This window comes from Steroidobacter sp. (assembly GCF_036406195.1).
In the GTDB taxonomy this organism is placed as follows: domain Bacteria; phylum Pseudomonadota; class Gammaproteobacteria; order Steroidobacterales; family Steroidobacteraceae; genus Steroidobacter.
On record NZ_DASWVW010000024.1, the window covers coordinates 1 to 17,854 of the forward strand.

Annotated in this window: 13 protein-coding genes and 2 pseudogenes; 5 read left to right on the top strand and 10 right to left on the bottom strand. The window is 60.9% G+C overall.

The window, feature by feature from the left end; translation table 11 throughout:
• Both VGE08_RS10610 and VGE08_RS10615 read left to right on the top strand, forming a co-directional pair.
• Positions 1–265 (top strand): annotated as a pseudogene (locus VGE08_RS10610) (IS3 family transposase); the annotation flags it as partial.
• Entirely contained in the window at positions 262–1,158 is an 897-nt protein-coding gene (locus tag VGE08_RS10615; RefSeq protein ID WP_331067851.1) for an IS3 family transposase, read from the top strand. The pseudogene VGE08_RS10610 and the gene VGE08_RS10615, both read left to right, overlap by 4 nt.
• 22 nt (positions 1,159–1,180) lie before the next feature.
• On the opposite strand, the pseudogene ltrA (VGE08_RS10620) reads toward VGE08_RS10615, so the two are convergent.
• From ltrA (VGE08_RS10620) to VGE08_RS10635, 5 genes and pseudogenes are all read right to left on the bottom strand, one after another.
• A pseudogene (gene ltrA, locus VGE08_RS10620) lies at positions 1,181–2,014 on the bottom strand (group II intron reverse transcriptase/maturase); the annotation flags it as partial.
• Between the two features lie 890 nt (positions 2,015–2,904).
• On the bottom strand, positions 2,905–4,158 hold the full coding sequence (gene ltrA, locus VGE08_RS10625) for a group II intron reverse transcriptase/maturase (protein ID WP_331067853.1): 1,254 nt from the start codon (positions 4,156–4,158) through the stop codon (positions 2,905–2,907).
• Positions 4,159–4,768: 610 nt separating this feature from the next.
• Complete coding sequence (locus VGE08_RS10630) at positions 4,769–5,260, bottom strand: hypothetical protein (protein WP_331067854.1); 492 nt, start codon at positions 5,258–5,260, stop codon at positions 4,769–4,771.
• A 30-nt stretch (positions 5,261–5,290) separates the two neighbouring features.
• Positions 5,291–5,533 carry a helix-turn-helix domain-containing protein gene (locus tag VGE08_RS26545; protein ID WP_414717476.1) on the bottom strand — a complete coding sequence of 81 codons (243 nt, stop codon included), beginning with the start codon at positions 5,531–5,533 and terminating at the stop codon, positions 5,291–5,293.
• A 616-nt stretch (positions 5,534–6,149) separates the two neighbouring features.
• Positions 6,150–6,563: a VOC family protein gene (locus VGE08_RS10635; RefSeq protein ID WP_331067855.1), complete on the bottom strand. Its 414-nt coding sequence runs from the start codon at positions 6,561–6,563 to the stop codon at positions 6,150–6,152.
• Between the two features lie 73 nt (positions 6,564–6,636).
• Between VGE08_RS10635 and VGE08_RS10640 the strand changes: the two genes are divergently transcribed.
• Genes VGE08_RS10640 through VGE08_RS10650 form a run of 3 tightly spaced genes read left to right on the top strand, consistent with a single transcriptional unit; the run spans position 6,637 to position 7,976 of the window.
• A complete protein-coding gene (locus VGE08_RS10640; RefSeq protein WP_331067856.1) occupies positions 6,637–6,969 on the top strand; it encodes a helix-turn-helix transcriptional regulator in 333 nt (110 codons plus the stop codon).
• The gene (locus VGE08_RS10645; RefSeq protein ID WP_331067857.1) at positions 6,966–7,478 is read left to right on the top strand and encodes an SRPBCC domain-containing protein; all 513 of its coding nucleotides are present in this window, start codon (positions 6,966–6,968) and stop codon (positions 7,476–7,478) included. The genes VGE08_RS10640 and VGE08_RS10645 overlap by 4 nt, the downstream gene beginning before the upstream one ends.
• Positions 7,479–7,538: 60 nt before the next feature.
• Positions 7,539–7,976, top strand: coding sequence for a hypothetical protein (locus VGE08_RS10650; protein WP_331067858.1), 438 nt, complete (start codon positions 7,539–7,541; stop codon positions 7,974–7,976).
• Positions 7,977–8,148: 172 nt separating this feature from the next.
• Here the strand turns inward: VGE08_RS10650 and VGE08_RS10655 are convergent, their stop codons facing one another.
• The 5 genes from VGE08_RS10655 to VGE08_RS10675 are packed head-to-tail and all read right to left on the bottom strand — an operon-like array spanning position 8,149 to position 17,839.
• Positions 8,149–8,793, bottom strand: coding sequence for a gluconate 2-dehydrogenase subunit 3 family protein (locus VGE08_RS10655; RefSeq protein WP_331067859.1), 645 nt, complete (start codon positions 8,791–8,793; stop codon positions 8,149–8,151).
• A gap of 2 nt (positions 8,794–8,795) precedes the next feature.
• Positions 8,796–10,601: a GMC family oxidoreductase gene (locus VGE08_RS10660; protein ID WP_331067860.1), complete on the bottom strand. Its 1,806-nt coding sequence runs from the start codon at positions 10,599–10,601 to the stop codon at positions 8,796–8,798.
• Positions 10,602–12,566 carry a membrane dipeptidase gene (locus VGE08_RS10665; RefSeq protein ID WP_331067861.1) on the bottom strand — a complete coding sequence of 655 codons (1,965 nt, stop codon included), beginning with the start codon at positions 12,564–12,566 and terminating at the stop codon, positions 10,602–10,604.
• Positions 12,567–12,612: 46 nt separating this feature from the next.
• Positions 12,613–14,553 (bottom strand): serine hydrolase domain-containing protein, encoded by a 1,941-nt coding sequence (locus VGE08_RS10670; RefSeq protein ID WP_331067862.1) that lies wholly within the window; start codon positions 14,551–14,553, stop codon positions 12,613–12,615.
• Positions 14,554–14,566: 13 nt separating this feature from the next.
• A complete protein-coding gene (locus VGE08_RS10675; protein WP_331067863.1) occupies positions 14,567–17,839 on the bottom strand; it encodes a S41 family peptidase in 3,273 nt (1,090 codons plus the stop codon).
• Positions 17,840–17,854 lie beyond the last annotated feature (15 nt).

Genomic DNA, 17,854 nt, shown 5'->3' on the forward strand with positions numbered 1-17,854 from the left:
GCGACTTCTGAAGGGCGAGGATCTGGATACGTTGTCGCGGGAGCTGAAGGTGAATGCGGCGACGTTGTCCGGCTGGCGCGATGTCTTTCTGGAGAATGGCCTGGCGGGTTTGAGGAGCCGCGAGGTGGATTCGCGCGACGAGAAGATCGCGCAGTTGCAGAAGGCACTCGGCGCGACGACGTTACGACTTGAAGTCGCTCGTGAAGTGATTGAAGTGTACGAGAGGAAAGCGGGCCCTTTAGCGCCTGGGAAGTCGAAGCTGTGAGAGCCGCGATTTCGATTTCCCGCAATGAACGCTGCGGTTTGAGTGTGGTGTGTGAGGTGGCCGGCGTGGCGCGTTCCAGCGTGTACGCGCAGCGTCGAACCAAGGCTACGGTGTCGAGTGTGCGTCGCGGACCAAGAACGCCCTGGAGCGATGAGGAGCTGGTGGAACAGATTCGCACGCAGTTGAGCAGTTCGCCTTTTCTGGGCGAGGGCTATCGCAAGGTGTGGGCGAAGCTGCGCTTCGCCGGCATTCGCACCAGCAAGCCGCGCGTGCTGCGGTTGATGCGTGAACACGGCCTGCAGGCGCCGACACGATGCGGTAGGCCGCGCGGACCGCAGAGCCATGAGGGTACGATCATTCCGGACGCGCCGGATCTGCGCTGGGGCACCGATCTGACGACGACCTTCACGCTCGAGGAAGGTCAGGCCTCGGTGTTGCTCGCCGTGGATCACTACACCGCGGAAATCGTGGGCATCCACGCGGTCAAGCGTGCGACGCGTTGGGAGGCGCTGGAACCGATCCGCCAGGGAGTACGCAAGCACTTCGGGGCGATCGCACGCAACGTCGCCACCGGCCTGGAGTTGCGGCACGACCATGGCAGCCAGTACATGAGCGACGCGTTCCAGCAGGAGATCGCCTTCCTCGGCATCCAGTCGAGCCCATCGTTCGTGCGCGCGCCCGAAGGCAACGGCTGCGCCGAGCGCGCCATTCGCACGCTAAAGGAACAGCTGCTGTGGATCCGATCCTTTGCGACGATCGAGGAACTGCGTCGCGCGCTCATCGACTGGGCGGAACTCTACAATGAGCGCTGGATGATCGAACGGCATCAGCATCAGTCACCGGCGCACGTGCGTCGAGCGTACTACGCCGCCAATACCAGATTGGCGGCCTGAGAGAATCGAATTACCCGCAACCGTGTGTCCAAGAAATCCTTGACCGCTTCACCTGGCAATACACAATCCGTGTTTTCTCCGGATGAAGTTCTAAGCCACACGCCGCGAGGCGCGTTGCAATCTTCTCCTTCGCAGAGATTGCATGCTTCTCAGTGAAGCAGTGCACGACCGCATCGTCGGCGTATCGGACAAACTGTGCATTGGGCACGGCCCGTCGCATCCACAGATCAAACGCGTAGTGCATAAAGAGGTTCATGAGTAGCGGGCTGATAACTCCCCCTTGCGGCGTCCCTCGCGTACGCGCATGAACCTCACCACTGCTTCCCATCGACGGAGCCTTCAGCCACCGTTCGATGTATAGCACCACCCATCGGCACTCCGTGTGCTTGCGCACAGCCTTCATCAGCAAGTCGTGATCGAGGTTATCGAAGGCGCGCTTGATATCGAACTCAAGCACCCAGTTGTACCTCCAGCATCTCTCGCGTGTGACTTGAACCGCTTGCTTCGGCGAACGACCCGGACGGAAACCGTACGAGTCCTTGTCAAAGTGCGGTTCAAGCAACGGTTCGAGGTAGCCCCTCACGACCGCCTGCGCAATCCGGTCTGCCACCGTCGGCACCCCAAGCGTACGGACTCCGCCTGAACGCTTGGGGATCTGAACCTCCCTGACGGGTGGCGGAAAGTAGCTGCCCGAGGCCATGCGGTTCCAGAGTTTGTAGAGATTGCCGCTGAGGTGTTCCTCAAACTGAGCAACGCTCTGCTCGTCTACTCCCGCTGCGCCTCGGTTTCTTTTCACGCGCTTCCATGCCTCGTAGACCATGCGCTTCGATATTGCAAATGACTTGGCTGATTTCATCGACTCATCCCTCTTGCGAGGTTGGTTAACTCCATCATCCACAACAACGCAGCCCCTTCGCTCCCCGGCCATTACAGCCGCTTCATCACTACTACGGACTGCTCGGCCCCTGCAGCTCGCATCGGTATTCGCACTCGTGACGTGGGTCGCCACTCGCCGCTTTCCCTTCCCATCGAGATGCAGGTTCTCATGTTCCATAACAAAGCCTGTACCAAGGTCATGCCGCCTATATGCCGGTTGCCACCTGCGCAGTAATCAGACTCCCCGCAGGCTTCATCCCGGGAAAGTTGGGCGTCCCCGGTTTCGACAACATCTTCTCCATTTCGACACGTCAACAGCGGTTCGCTTGCGCTCATCTCCTTGGCACTCACCCAACGTGGTCTTCCACGCCTTACCCCACTCGCTCACCACCACGCCTTTTGAACGCAGCGGCAGTGGGCGGTTTGAAGCCACCTTCTGAAAGGCGACTCCGAGGGACCTACCCTCATCTTCGTTACAGCACCGACTGTTTCAGCTTCAGTCGTTCATGACACACCCCAACCCCGCGATTTTCCTGATCGTTTGACCTGACTCTTAATCAGTTGGTTATAGGTTCGAGTCCTATACGGCCCACCACTTTCCTGCATTCGGATCATGCGCTTACGCACCTCACCTCCTAGACGCGAGGTCGCGTGACAAGGCTCCCAAACACAGAATGAATACATTTCGGCCGACGTGACGCTCGCGGCGTCCAGCCAACCGCATCATTCGCAATGATGAGGTCGGGACGTTAGCTTCGTCGCCGACATCCCACGATGGATGTTTCTTACGCCGCCTGGGTGAGTAGGCCGGCGGAAGCCACCGGCCTCTCGTAGAACTGAGCATGAGACTCTCGCCTCACTCAGCTCCCATCAGCAGAACACACCGGTCATACCGACCTTCCAATGAGCAAATAGGTCCGCGCGTTCCTTGGAAAGCCGTTCGAAGAAACGGCCCGCACGAACCTTGCGCCCCTTGAAGCGCTTGAACTTCCGCATCGCCCATGCAACGAGCGTGAGATTCACGTATCGAAGCACAGGGGACAGACCCGATGGTGCGAATCGTCCGTAGTAGTGTATCCACCCCCGAAGAAGTGGATTAATCAAACGGGCGATGTCGTCCAGCGAGCGCTGCGATTGACGCCGGAGGTTCAACTGCCGAATCGTCTCCCGCATGGCCTTCATGGCCGAGGAAGCGACTGCCGGATTGAACCCACAAAAAAGTAAGTTGTCCCGCAGACGCTTTGCCAGGCGAGGTCGAAAGCAGTAGCCGAGAAAGTCAAACTTGACGTTCGGATACTGACGCTTTCGCTTCCCATCCTTGCAGTAGATGATTTGGGTTTTGGTCGGATGCAATTCCAGATGGCACTCTGCCAAGCGAGTTTGAAGTGCCGCCTTGAGGGCGAGCGCCTCTTTCTCACTTCGACAGTGCACCAACCCGTCATCGGCATATCGACACCATGGCAGGTCCGGGTAGTTCCGTGTCATCCAGAGATCGAACGCGTAGTGCAGAAAGGTGTTCGATAAAATTGGGCTAATCACGCCCCCTTGTGGGGTCCCGCGATCTCGCTCAACTCTCGTTCCATCTTCCCGTACCATCGGCGCCGTAAGCCATCTTTCGATGTACAGCAGCGCCCACGTGCACTTCACATGTCTCCGGACTGCCCGCAGTAGCAGTTCGTGGTCGATGTTGTCGAACAGACCTTTGATATCAAACTCCAGCACCCAGTCGTACTTCCAACAGCGCTTTCGGGTGATCCCAACAGCGTCGAGCGCCGACTTCCCCGGTCTATAACCGTAGGAGTCGGGTAGAAATACGGCGTCGAGTATTGGCTCAACGGCTTGCTTGACAACCATCTGCGCCACGCGATCTCCCACGGTGGGCACACCCAAAATCCTCTGGCCTCCAGACTTCTTGGGTATGGAGACGGCGCGTACCGGCGGCGGAAAGTAACTTCCCGAACTCATTCGATTCCACAGCTTGTAGAGATTATTCTTCAAGTCTGCTTCGAACTCCTCGAGAGTCTGCCCATCCACTCCGGCTGCACCTCCACTGGATTTGACCGCCTTATACGCTTCAAGCACTTGCTTCTGATCAATCTTGAACGGTTTGTCTATCGCAGTCATCGAGATCCTCCCGTTTCCGGTTGTTTCGAGCCTACGACTCGCTGACCCGATCCCTTCGCTCTGGTCCCATTACGAACCTTCATCGCTCTTACGGATCGGTCCGCCCCAGTGCCGTGCATCGGTACGCTCGCCTCACGGTTTTGGCCGCTTGAACTTCTCCCTTGGCATCACAGCGACTGGTTCCTGCAGTTCCGCACGATCGCCCACATCCGCTTCACGCCCCCTCAACGCCGGTCGCCACCTGCCCAGTCATCAGGCACCTGACAGGTTGATCCCAGGATCAGACCACGGTCCCGGTTTTGACGACACTTGAATAATTAACGACGCGTCTTCGAAGGTTCACTTTCGTTCGTCTCTCGGATGCCCACCTGCACGAACTCTCGGTTCGCGCTTTTGCTCCAACGCTCACCACCACGGCTCTTGACCGCAGCAGCTTGGAGTGGTTTGGGACCTGCTCCTGAAAGCCGATCCCGAGGGGCCTACCCTCATCAATCGTGCAGCTTCGCCACACGGCATGTTAGTTCATGATGAACTCCTCTTCCGCGTGCTTCTGCAGCACACTGGTCCGCAATTATCTCAGCCGGACCGGTCTCGGCCGAGCCGATCTTGTTCACACGCGCGCCAACGAGTACTCGTGATGCAATCCAGCGAGTATCGGGTTGGCCTGAACCAAACGAAAATCATCGAGCCGATGCCGCGACTTCGACAACGGCACGGTCGAATTCGCGGGAGGATCGGGAACGCCAGGGCCCAAGGCTGAGTGAGGACGTCCGCGATTGTAATGCGCAATGAGCCAGTCCAAACATTCGCGACGAAGGGTACCCAGGACACGTTCACAAATAGAATTCGCTTTTGGACTTCGCGGCGGGCTCTTCAGTACGCGCAGACCCAGCCGCTGGATCGACGCATCCAGCTCGGCCGAGAAGATGCTGTCGCGATCGTGCAGCAGGTACGCGTATCGCTCCTCGCATCCGACCGCCTCGCGCAGCTGCTGCCGCGTCCATTGGGCAGTCGGATGCGCTGTCACGTTAAAGTGAATCAGTCGACGGCTGTGATGCTCGATGACGACGAGCACGTACAAGACTCGGAACGTGCTGGTCACCGCGACACAGAAATCACACGCGATGATGGCTCACGCGTGATTGCGAAGGAAGGTCGACCATCGCTGATCTCCGCGCGGTCGGCCTGACGCGGGTCGCGGCATATACTTGGCCACCGTGCGCGGTGACACTTGAAGCCCAAGTTTCAACAGTAGCTCGTTCGCAATGCGCTCTTGACCCCACGCGGGATTCTCTCGCGCCATCCGGCGGATCAGCTCGCGGAGTTCCTTCGGAATCGGCGGCCGCCCGGGCCGCGACTTCCATCGCCACCACAGCCGAAAGCCCGCTCGATGCCCAGCGAATCAGCGTTTCAGGCTGAACGACCACCAACGCAGATCGCCAGTCGAAGCACCGCGATAGAAGCGTCAGCATTATTCGAGTCGCAGCATCGACCCGCCTCAGCTTGACGCCGCGCTCCGATACAGCGCCAGCTGGCGACGTAGAAACAGAATCTCCGCTTCCAACGATTCGCGCGGTCGAAGCAAGAGCCCCCACCACTGGAGCAGGTCCCAGGCCAGGCGAACGATGATGGAGAACGCGCTAAGCACGCCGCGATGATGCCATAGCTACGGCAACTGGCCACTCCAGAAAGCCACGATCGAATTTTTGCGGACCGCAGACTACGAAGTTTCCGCCTCTATAAAACTCGCTATAAAACTCTTCCGGCTTCGCCGAGCGTCGCCGGCTCAACCACCGCCACTTCGTGATCGTACAGATCGAGCATTGCGTCGGTCTTGTGGCCGCTCGCTTCTTTCTTCTCCTGTGGTCCGCAGAATTTCAATCAGCCAGCCGAAAGCCATCCCTGATGCAGCGTGAGTAACATCCCGCTCTCGCGACCTCGATCGTATTCCATGCTCGCGCCGGCGAGTTTGCTCCGAGGACAGCGCGCAACTATGACGACGGCGCTTTCAGCTCGATGACGTTGCCCTCGGGGTCACGAATGTAGAGAGACATTCCGTCGCCATCGGCGCCATAGCGCTCACCAGCCTCGATGACCTCCACATCGTGCGCGGCCAGATGCTCTCGAATTGCCGTCTCGTCGAATGGCCTCACCCGAAGACAGAAGTGATCGAGATTGCGTGCATCTGTGCTGGGCGCTGCTCCTCCCTTTCGGCCCAGCGGCCCATCGATGGTCACCAGATCGATGAGGTCCGAACCGGCACGCATGTGCGTGAGGCCGAGCTCTACGCGATCGCGGTCGACCGCGAGTCCCAGCACATCTCGATAGAATCCGAGCATTCGCGGCTTGTCACGAATGCGAAGCACGATGTGATCGAACCCGGAGACGGTAACTGGGTGCCCCATGGCTGGTCCTCGTAGATATCTCTTCTTGACAGGCCGACTCTTCACGTAACAATATAGTTACCTATCGACTCCTATGCAAGAACACGAACTCGACACCGTTTTTCAAGCGCTCGCCAGCCAGGTGCGGCGGCAGATCATAGATATTGTGGCGGCCGCCCCGGGTTGTCGCGTCAGTGAAGTGGTGGAGCACTTCGACCTCAGTCGCATTGGAGTCCTGAAACATATCAACGTCCTGGAGCAGGCGGGACTGCTCACGTCGCAGAAGGTGGGACGGGATCGTCCGCTGTACGTGAACCTCGCTCCGCTGCAGGTGATACACGAGCGATGGAGCGATCAGTATCGATCGTTCTGGGCCGGACGCCTCACTCGATTGAAATATGCGGTTGAACGGAGCAACGAAGAATGAGCACTGATCGTCGAATGGTCTCACGCATCATCATCAACGGCAGCCTGGAAGCCATCTGGCGCGAACTCACCAAACAGGACGAACCGCAATTGGCCGTCTTCAATACCTGGCTGCACGCACAAACGTTGACGCCTGGCGCACCCATGCAAATGCGCACCTCCAGTGGCAAGAAGGTCATGGTGGTCGGGCAGGTGCTCGAGTACGACCCGCCCCGCCGCTTCGCTCATTCCTTCCGCTTCGCCGGCTATGACGATCCGCCATGCCTGGTTACATACGAGCTGAAGCCAGTCACCGGCGGCGTGGAGGTGACGCTGGTCGTGGACAACATCCCCACCGGAACTCCCACCGCCAAAGGCATTGCAGGCGGCGTTCCACTCATTTTGTCGCGACTCAAAGCCATCGTCGAGACCGGCACACCGCCCTGGTCGACACGGCTCCTGTACGCGGCGTTCTCCAGGCTGGAATTCACCTTGCCCGGCAAATGCGACGTGGCCAAGTGGCCGATGTGAAGCTGCATGATCACTCACTCCACGATATCCAGGGCAAGGACAGGACGCATGCACATCCGGATGATCGCACGTCGAGCTTTATTGCGGCTCTCGCTCGCCGGAGCGGCGGCGCTTCTGGCGCGACCGTTTGCCGCTTTCGGTTCGGAGAAACAGCCGCGTGGACCAGGTTTGTATCTTGCGGTGTATCGTCCCGGGCCTGGCTGGATAGAGGGGCAGCCAACGGCGTCGCAGCCTCTGCGCGAGCACGGACGATACATACTGAACCTGCATCTGCAGGGAAGACTGAGGCTCGCGGGTGGTTTTCCAGATGACGGCGGCGCGGCGGCATTCGAAGCAGAAAGCGACGAAGCGGCGCAGGCGATCATCGCCGCAGATCCAGCAGTGAAGAGCCGCGTAATGCAATGCACCCTGCGCCGCTGGAGTGTGCAGGACTGGGATGCGATCGCCAACCGAACCCGCGCGAAGCCGGGTAGCGCGGGGATTCCGAGAAATCTTTGACGTTCCAAAATTTCTCGATGGGCCGGAGAAGTCCGGACCGCTCCGCCGGATCGCGAATACGGCGCGCGCCGTGTCGGGCTTGCAGCGCGAAGCCGATGATCCGTCGGGTGAACTGATTCATGACCGACCATCACCCAGGGCCGCTCTGCAAGCCCAGCGATGCGCCGACGCACTAGCTCAAGCCCACCGCCCGCAGCACCTCCAGCGGAGGCCCATCGAACCGAGCGAGCGGAATGTTGCCGACATATTGGAGATCCTTGCAGCCAATGGTCGAGGCGTAGAAACCGCCTGCGGTTAGATCTCGATAGCGCGCGAAAAACCTCGAAGCTTCGACGCACCGCGGCTGCGCTTTCGGCAGATAGCAGATGTCATCCGCGATGGCGATGCTCTGCGTGACATCAAGTGCGGCGAACGGCCGTGAGAAGCGCTTTACAGCCTCCTCATCCATCCAACGCAAGCCTGCGATGACCATCTCTCGATCGGCCCGCTGCTCCCGGTAAGGCGCGCTGATCCATTCATCGATGAAGTCAACCACGCCCGCGGACGACGCACTGACTGAGCGCTCGTCCGCCGGAATGATCAAGTCACACAGCGCCGCCGCGGTGACGCGCTGCTCAGCCGTCAACGTGAGGGACCATAGCTCGCCCGGAGCATATATCCTCTGCAGATCGGGATCGGTGCCGTAGCCTGCCGATGATGCCGGGCCGGGCCCAGGCGCCGCAGCCGCCCTCTCTCGCGCTAGCAACGAAGTCGCCGCGGCCGCCAACACCCACTTCAGTGTCGTACGTCGATCCACCCTGACCGGCTCGAATGTCATGTTCACAGCTCCTTGCGACGCATGAGATCGAGGATGCGATCCGCCGAGCGCCAGGCGAGCGCCATGATCGTCAACGTCGGATTCTTGTCCGCGTTCGACGCGAACACTGCACCGTCGGCAACGAACAGGTTCTTCACGTCCCAGGTTTGCCCCCAGGCGTTGGTGACCGAATGGCGCGCGTCACTGCCCATGATGGCGCCGCCGACCTCGTGAATGATGGAGCCGCCAGAGGCAATTGCCCTCTCTGCCTGCAAGACAGGCTCGCCGCGCACTCGGCCTCCCATGGCGTCGACAATTCTCGCGAAGGTCTGTTGCATGTGGACCGCCTGCCGCAACTCGTGCTCGGACCATTGCCAATGAAAGCTCAGCACCGGGATGCCCCAGCGATCCTTGACGTGCGGATCGATCTCGCAGTACGAGCCCTCGTTTGGAATCATCTCGCCGCGCCCGGAGAAATAGACAAACGAGCCGTAGTAGCGGCGCGCGTCCTCCTTGAACTTGCGGCCATAGCTGCCGCCCGTCAACCACTCGAGCTGGGCCATGGTGTGCATGTTCGGCATGCGTCGTCCGCCATAGAACTCGATGTGATAACCGCGCGCGAAGTCGAGCTTTCCGGCAAGTTGGTCTCGATACAGCCACCATGGCGCGTACATATGATCGCCGCTCGCTCCGTCTTCGTTGTGCGGCGGCAAGCCTTCCAGCAGCGGAACCTGCCCGATCAGATCGCTGCCGACAGTATCCATCAGGTACCGGCCCACCTTGCCGCTGGAATTCGCCAGTCCGTCGGGAAACGACGCCGATTTGGAATTGAGCAAAATCCGGACGCTCTCGCATGCACTCGCAGCCAGCACGACCACACGCGCACGCACCTCGCGCTCCTTGCCGCTTCTCTTATCGACGAAGCGGACTCCCGAGGCACGTCCACGAGCATCGAGCATCACGTCACGCACCATCGCATCAGTCACAATATCCAGATTGCCGGTGGCAAGTGCCGGCGGCAGGTGAACCGTGGTCGACTGATAGTTCGCGCCGATAGAACAACCGCGCCCGCAAGGGGTTGCCCAGAAGCATGCAGCTCGGCTCTCCATGGCGGCACGCAGAATCTCCTGCGCGCGCGGATTACCCGGATGCAATCTCTGAGGCAACCTCGCGGCATCCAACCGCCGGGTCAACACGGCCTTGTGGCCAGCCACAACGGGAATGTTGAGACGCTTGGCGCGTTGTTGGACGAGCAGGTCGCTGACCAGCGGCTTGGGCGGCGGCAGCAGCACGCCAGGCGGCGAGTCTGGAGTGTTCTCCAGACCGTCGTTGGCACCATATACGCCGATCAGCATCTCCACCTTGTCGTAGTAAGGCGCCACATCTTCATAGCTCAACGGCCAATCGTAACCGAGCCCGTCGCGGCTGCGTGGCTTGAAATCGTACGGACCGTTGCGCAGCGAAATTCGCCCCCAATGGTTGGTGCGTCCGCCAAGCATGCGTGCGCGCCACCATTCGAAGCGTCGCGTCGGCTCATCGGCCGCATTCACATACGGCTCGCCGGGCACTTGCCAGCCGCCATCGACAGTTGCGTCGTGAAAGCCAAACGGCTTGTCCGGCGTGGAGTGGCCGCGCAGAGGCGCCTGATCCGGCGTTTGAAACATCGGGGTCTCGCTCTGCGGCGAATAGCGTCGACCCGCCTCGAGCATCAATACGCTCGCGCCGTCCATCGTCAGCGTGTATGCACTCTGCCCGCCTGCGGCACCTGAGCCGACGACAATGACGTCGTAGTTTTTTCTGGACGCGAGGTCCGGTTCGATGAACGCCATTCAGCGGCCCCCAGCCGTTGGCAGCTCGCGAATTCGAATGTTGCGAAAGCTGACGGCGTCGCCGTGATCCTGCAGGCCGATTGACCCGCGCCGGACCTTCGCGAACGTCGGCTCATCACGGAACTTGCTATGCTCGAGTCGCTCCTGAAACCCCGCAGAGTCGAGATCGTATCTGGTCACCAGATAGCCGTTGAGCCAATGCTCCACATGGCTGCCATTCACCACGAGGCGCGCATCGTTGTACTCGCCCACGGGGCGCACTGCGTTGCAGGCAGGCGGGAAAAGATCGTAGAGCCCGCCCGATCGATGCGACGGTAGTGCGCCATCTTCGTGATGCGCATCGTCGAGGATCTGCAGTTCCGGGGCTGTTTTCCAGATGCGATCGGCCGCGCCCTCGCGCACGAAAAAAAACAAGCCGCCGTTCGCCCCTGGTGCGACCTTCCATTGCAACCGCAACTCGAAATTCTCGAAGGCGGCATCGGTGATGAGGTCCGCTCGCCCTTGCCTGCTTTGGCTCGGTTCCAGCTTCGCGAGCGTCAATGCTCCCGTTTCGACGCGCCAGGCAGCCGGCGCCTGCTTGCTGTCATAGCCGCGCCAGCCGCGCATGCTCCGCCCATCGAACAACGAGCGCCAGCCGGATCCACGCTCGTCTGGCAGCAGCGAGTTCAGCTGATCCGTGTCGCCGAATAGTCCTTCGCGAGAGAATCGCACTTCGTGCGGCATGGACGTGCACTCTGGGAGTGGTACGAACGCAGACGAATGTGTCGCGGACTCGCCTCTCATCGAGGCAGCGACAGCTTCCGCGCGCTGCAAGGCACCGAGCACATTCTCACCGGCGAGTAGGCGCAGGTCCTGATCGCTCCAGCCGCGACGGATGAGCTCCGCGAACAGATTCGGAAAGTCCGCCACGCTGCTCAAGCCCGCCGGCCACTCGTCGTTGCCGTCGAAATCCGAACCGATGCCGATGTGACGGATGCCGGCGACGGCCCGGATGTGCTCGATGTGATCGGCTACCATCCCGATGGTCGTGGGCGGCAGGCGCACACTTGCAAACGCTTCCTTGTAAAGCCGTTCGACCTTTTCCTCACTCTTGGCGGCACGAGCCTTGTCGATGAGTTCGGCCATCACCGGCGCCGTAATACGTGCGACCTTCTGGTTTATAAAGGGCGCGACGAAGGTCACCATCACGACACCACCGTTCTTCGGCAACTCGCGCAGAACATCGTCTGGCACGTTACGGGGTACGTCACAGAGCGCTCGCGCCGCGGAGTGCGAGAAGATCACAGGTGCACGAGAGACACGCAACGCATCGTGCATCGTCTCCGGCGAAGTGTGCGACAGATCCACGAGCATGCCGAGGCGGTTCATCTCGCGCACGACATTCTCGCCGAACGGAGTCAATCCATGATGACGCGCCGGCTGATCCGTCGCCGAGTCCGCCCAGTCATTGTGAGAGTTGTGGGTTAGCGTCATGTATCGAACGCCGAGGTCATAGTACGACCGCAGCGCTCCGAGTGAATTCTCGATTGCATGGCCGCCTTCGATGCCCACCATGGATGCGATGCGGCCCTCGCGGTGCGCCGTTCGGACGTCATCGGCGGTCAACGCGAACTGCAGGCTTTCCGGATAGCGCTCAATCATGCGGCGAGCGAGGTCGATCTGCTCGAGTTGGGTGCGGGCGAATCCGCCCGCCAGTTCGCTCGGAATGTACACCGACCAGAACTGTGCGCCGACGCGTCCCTCGCGAAGCCGGGCAAGATCAGTCTGTCCCTCCGTCGTTCGCCGCAGATCGTAGGCGGCGAGATCACCTTGCGCCTGCTTGTTACTGCGCAAAGCCCAGGGCAGATCGTTGTGCCCGTCGATGAGAATGGACTGCTGAAGGACCCGTTTGGCATGTTCCAGCGCCGCGTCTTCCGCGGGCGCGGCCGAGACAATGCCCCACGCGATCATGACCCCGCCCGCCATCCACGATCTGATTATCACCTTGGTTACTCGCACGGCCGCAGCGACCTCAATCGATTCGATAACTGATCAAATGGAACACGAACGAAAACCACACGATGTAGAGCAAGGCGCCCGCGGTCAAAACAGTCCATGCTTTATTCGAAACGCCCGTGACACGTCTTGCGTGCCAGGCGGCCACGCCCGCACCGGCGATGCAACACAAGCCCATGAACTGCAAAAGCCGCGCCCACGGGTTCGTGCCGGCATAGGAGCCAATGCCCGCGATGATGGCAACGACCCAGCCCAGCAGATAAACGAGGGCAAGCAGCACGGCATAGCGGTACCAGCGCTCGGTACGCCCAACATGCGCCTCAATTGCGCCGGCGCGCCGGCGCCGAATGAATGCCTGCACAGGCCAACACAGAACTGTCAGCAGAAGGACCAGGCTCGCAGCCAGCAGTAAGGGCACATTCAGCGCGGCCGAGCGCAGCGGCGACACCTTCAGATTCACCCAGAACGACGGCGCCTGATCCGACCATACCGCGCTCACCTGGCCGTCCTCCACGCGCATCAGCAATCGGGCGTCGCCATCCACCTCGCGCCAGACGAACGGCGCCACCTCACGCCACCGCTGGGTGCGGCCGTTCTTCTCGAAGGTAAGCGATGGCTGCGTTTCGATGGTGCCGTCATCGTGAGCCCGAATGAAGGGTTTCAGCAACAGAAAGTTGGCGATGAGCGTCAGCGCCTCCTGGTAATCGTTTCTAGCCTGCCGCGACCATGCATATTCGCCGGCAGCCAACCGCGCGTGCTCGTAAGCTGTGGCTGTCGTGGGCTCCTGCGGAGGACTGTCCCCCGGAAAGTACCGGTCGACGAACTGCTCGAACAGCTTCGCACGCAGACTGAATGCTGCGGGCATGAAACCGACCGGCGCGCCGTCGCTGTTCATGGCGACGAAAATGCCGACATTCTTCTCCGGCAGCAGTTTCATATCCGCATGCGCACCTTCGCCGTCGCCGGAGTGTCCGATCACCATGTGACCACGGTAGTCGGTTCGAAACAAACCGAGTGCCACCGGCTGCGTTCCAGGAATCGGGACGAACGACGGCGCATGCATCTTCCATAGCGTTTCCGGTTGCATCAATTGCACGTCACGATAGCGCCCTTGTTGTAGATGGGCCAGCATGAAGGCAGTCATATCGTGCGCCGTCGTCGCCAGGCCGCCGCCACCGGACTCTACCGGCATCGTTTCCCTGACCAGATCCGGCGGGTACGGCTCGGCCGAGGAAGCCTGCGAGTAATACTTCGTCTCGTACGCTTGCAGCGCCCGCGGCATGACCATGCTGAACACCGAATGGTGCATTCCGAGCGGTGCCAGAACATGATTCGCGACGTATGCCGAGATCGGCTCGCCGGAGACCCGCGCCACGATGTAGGCGGCAAGATCCAAGGAGTAGTTGGAGTACGCGGGAACTTCTCCCGGCGGGAAGATCCGCTCCGGCACGGCCATGACGGACTCACGAAGCGTGCGCGGCGGCCGATGGCGCCGATACGAAACTTCTTCGAAGCCGGCGCTGTGCGTCAGCAGATGACGCAGCGTTATCGGCTTGCCGAACGCCGGAGGAATCTTGAAATCGAGATACTCATTGATATCCCGGTCGAGCGCGAGCTTGCCCTGCTCGACCAGCTGCATCACCGAAGTTGCCGTGAACGATTTGGACACCGAAGCGACTCGCACCACGGTACGGCTCGGATCCATGGCGCTCTTCGTGGCGAGATCCGCGTAGCCGTAGCCTTTTTCCAGGACGACGTCGCCGTCGCGGACGATGGCGATGACCATGCCAGCGATGTCGTGTTCTTTCAACGCGGCTGGGATCACTTCATCGAACCAAGCCTCGACATCCGCGCGCTCGAGCGTCGCCGCAGGCTGCTCTCCTCCCTGAGCCCAGGCGTCCGGACTGGCTATCACACCCGCCCATGCAATCATGAGCGCCGACAATAATCTGTACATGAATGGATTCGTCTCAATGCGTTGGCTGGTGATGCTGCTCGACCGCGTTGTCACCGGCTGTGGATGAAATGACCGGAGCGCCGGCGCGACTGGGTGGGAGCGGGGGCGGAATGTTCTTTGGCGGAGATCTGTCCAAGCGTTCCAGCAACTCGGCTATTGCGCGCTCGAGCTGCGGATCCTCGCCCGCCATTACGCGAGCCGGCTCATTCTCGACCTGGATATCTGGAGCCACACCTTGATTCTCGATGAGCCACTGCCCCAGTTCGTCGTAGAAACTCGCATTCGGTGCGGAGATACCGCCGCCGTCCAGAGTGTCCGGCGGAGCCCCCTGGGCGCCGACGAGCCCACCCCAAGTGCGCGTACCGATCAGCGGCCCCGCGTTGGCGCGACGAAACTGATAGGCGATGGCATCGCCACCAGAACCGCTGGACTCGTTGATGAGCATTGCCTTCGGCCCGAAGACGGCGCCGAACGGCATCGGCGCGCTCGCACCCTCGCGCATTACGAGATAGCCGAAGCGAGGACGAGTCAGCGTCTCGACGATGTAGTCGGAGATGTAGCCTCCCTGGTTGTAGCGCACATCGACGATCATTGCCCGCTTGTCGTTTTGAGCGAAGAACTGGCGATTGAATGCCTGAAAGCCGTGCGGCCCGGTGTCGACGAGCCACACATAGCCGATGCGCCCATCGGAGCGCTGCGCGACCAGCCGCCGGTTGTGTTCCGTCCAGTCCTCGAACGTCCGCAGCGGCTCTTCGTTGGCGGTCGGCGTCACGGTGACCAGCCGCGAATTCCTGGCGTCCGGTGTTGGACCGATGCGTAGCTCTGTTGGTGTTTCCGCGGTTTTCTCGAACGCCGCGTACACCTCCGAGGCGATCGTCACCGCCTTACCATTCACTTCAAACAGGTAATCGCCGACCTGAACGTTGGCGTCCGGAGCGACCAGCGGCGCTTTCGCCTGCGTATCCCACGGATCTCCGCGCAGTATGCGTGCGATTCGATAGCGATTCCGATCGACGCTGAAATCGGCACCCAGCATGCCAACCTTCACAGGCTCATCCGTCGGCACATCGCCGAACCCCGCCAGACTCGAATGCCCCACGCTCAGCTCGCCGCCTGTCATCGCCAGCACATAGCCCAGGTCGGCACGATGGTTCACGTGTGCCACCAGCGGCTCGTACTTCTCATAGATGGCCTGCCAGTTCGCCCCGTGCATGGAAGGCTGATAGAAATAATCGCGCTGATTGCGCCAGGCCTCTTTGAAAATGTGCGCCCACTCTGCGCGTGGCTCGACGCGCATGCGCAATTCGCTCGTCTGTATTGGCCGCGCATCCAGTGCATCGGCCCGACGATTCGTCGCCGCCACGTTCCAGGTGCCTTCCCCCACCTTGCGATAGCCGATGAACGATCCGTCCACGGAAAGCACGAGCGAATCGACATCCATCATGAATACTTCACTGTGGTTCGCCGCCATTTCGTAGCGGTGAACCAGGAACGATGGTCCGCTCAGCATCTCGGCCACGCCGCTGCGCGTGTGTTCCGTGTAGAACAGCGTGCCTGCGGGTCCCGCGAGCAACATTTCGTAGTTGCCGGCCGGAATGTCGATACGGGCAATGCGTTCACCCAGGCGAGCGACCGGCGACTCGCTTGCCCGAAGCGTTACGGCATGAACGCTGCGCGTGACCGGCCGATCCAGGTGACTCAAGCCGGCCCACTCCATGTTCTGCGCATAGTCGGTGCTCACCAGAAAATACAGACGACTACCGTCGCGATCGAAAGCCGGCGACACCGCATCGACGCCGGCATCGGTCAACTGATGAGCACGGCGTTCCTGCGTCGAATAAAGAAAGATCGCGCGCAGATGGTTGGCGAGATTTCGGGAGTATGCGATCCATCGAGAGTCAGGCGACCAGACCGGCGTCATCCGGCGTCCGGGATCGTCGTAGGTCTCCCCATCGATGCGCGTGGCGCGACCGCTTGCAATCTCTATCATCCACAACGTGAGACGGTGATCCTGCAACAAGAGCGAAGTTCCGTCCGGCGACCAGACCGGTGTGGAATAGAACCCCGCTGCCGGCAATTTGATACGCTTATTTGCCGATTGATCGACGGAGCCCGGCGTGCCGACCACCAGCTCGTATTCGCCGGCGGCATCGGACAACCAGGCCAACCTCCCATCGGAGGACCATTTCGGGGAACGCTCATGCGTGCCGGGCGTCTGTGTGTAATTGACGATGGCTCCGCTTCCGCCTGCACGAACGAAGATATCTCCGCGGGCCTCGATCGCCACTCGATCCGCTCCTGCACCGATGTCGACGGCACGCACCATGTCGGCCACCGATTTCGTCTGCGGCTCGCTCCAGGGAAAAGCGGCTTCGATGTGGATGTCGAGGCGACGGGATTGGCGATCACCGTCGCGTAGCAGGTGGATGTAACCTGCCTGTTCGTAAACAATGGCACCGGCGCCGGCCGACGCGTTCATAACGTCGTAGTCGACATGGTGCGTCAGCTGCTCGACACGACCGCTGCGAGTGTCGTACGAGAACAAGTTCGCGGTAAACGCGCGATCGGAGATGAAATAGACAGTATCGCCGACCCACATGGGATCGCTGTCGTTGCTGTTGCTCCAGGGAAGACGCTGCTCGCTGCCGTCGGACAGCTTCATGATCCGGATTGGATGCGTCCTACCGCCGCGATAGTGCCGCCATTGCGCGCTTTGCAGCTGCGCCTCGCGAACTTCGAACTCCGTGGCGAACTCCTCGTAGGCGATGCGGTCCTCATTCGGCGACAGCGAGCCGGTGTGCGCCCGGGGCATGGGCAGCGGCTGGGCTGCTCCGCCTTGCGCACTTATCTTCCAGAGCCGCGAGTACGAGCTGACTCGGGGGGTCGGCAGAGTTTCGCGACCCGAACCGAAGATCACTTGCCTGCCATCGCGAGTCCAGCCGCGCACGAAGTCCATTCCCGGGTGATACGTCAGGCGCGTTGCCTCTCCTCCAGCGGCCGGCATGACATACACGTCCGTGTTCCCGCCCGCCGTCGCGGTGAATGCCACCTTTGTTCCATCGGGTGAGAAGCGCGGGTCTGTCTCGACTGTCGGTGTCGAGGTGAGCCGGCGCGCTCGTCCGCCATCACGAGAAACGATCCACAAATCCCCCGCGTAAGCGAACGCCACCTCCTGCTCGCTCACCGTGGGGCGGCGCAGGAGTCTGGCCTGAGTTGCCGCGGACGAGGTGCTCGCGAGGAGGCCGAGCACGGTCAGCATCACGAGCATCCGACTTATAGTCAGCACGAGTCCCCCTCCGCC